Source organism: Pseudoalteromonas sp. A757 (assembly GCF_004103285.1).
GTDB classification, from domain to species: Bacteria; Pseudomonadota; Gammaproteobacteria; order Enterobacterales; family Alteromonadaceae; genus Pseudoalteromonas; species Pseudoalteromonas galatheae.
The window spans coordinates 1-264 of record NZ_QNQN01000006.1; the positions used below are offsets into that span (position 1 = coordinate 1).

At 45.5% G+C, this 264-nt stretch carries 1 protein-coding gene; it reads left to right on the forward strand.

Going from position 1 to position 264, the window contains the following annotated elements; all coding sequences use genetic code 11:
• Positions 1-109 precede the first annotated feature (109 nt).
• Positions 110-232 carry a class III lanthipeptide gene (locus DRB05_RS22775; protein ID WP_193554547.1) on the forward strand — a complete coding sequence of 41 codons (123 nt, stop codon included), beginning with the start codon at positions 110-112 and terminating at the stop codon, positions 230-232.
• Positions 233-264: the final 32 nt, after the last annotated feature.

Here is a 264-nt window from a genome sequence, read left to right on the forward strand (position 1 = left end):
AGACGTTCAAAGCTGGTCAACGCTAAGTGGTATTTGCCGCACGCTAGCTGCACAAGCTGCAAACGTTCAGCCGTAATCGACACGACTCACAGTTAACAGGATAAAAAACATGAACAACGTATTAAAACTACAAGAAATGACATCGACTTCTGAAGCAGACGTTCAAAGCTGGTCAACGCTAAGTGGCATTTGCCGCACGCTAGCTGCACAAGCTGCAAACGTTCAGCCGTAATCGACACGACTCACAGTTAACAGGATAAAAAA